General features: G+C 41.4%; 1 pseudogene. It reads left to right on the top strand.

Going from position 1 to position 285, the window contains the following annotated elements:
* Positions 1 to 285, top strand: a pseudogene (locus ACFINZ_RS11590) (glycerol-3-phosphate dehydrogenase); the annotation flags it as partial.

The raw sequence follows: 285 nt of genomic DNA, 5'->3' as shown, positions 1-285 counted from the left end.
CGCTTGAAACTGCAATAAAGGCAAGCCGCAATATATTAATCGCTGTTCCAAGCCATGTATTTCATCAGGTATTGTACAATATTCGACCTTACTTGGATCAACATTCACGGATTATTTGGGCAACGAAAGGTTTGGAGCATGGTACTGGACGTCTCCTACAAGAAGTTGCTCGCGAAATTCTAGGTGATAAAATCCCTTTAGCTGTTTTTTCTGGACCAACTTTTGCTAAGGAGCTTGCTATTGGCTTGCCTACAGCAATTACGATAGCAGCTTCTGATACTGAAT

Origin of the sequence: Bartonella sp. AA81SXKL, from assembly GCF_042196945.1 — a bacterium.
Classification (GTDB): domain Bacteria; phylum Pseudomonadota; class Alphaproteobacteria; order Rhizobiales; family Rhizobiaceae; genus Bartonella.
The sequence above is the reverse complement of the archived record's forward strand: the minus strand, read 5'-3'. Positions and strand labels throughout refer to the sequence as shown.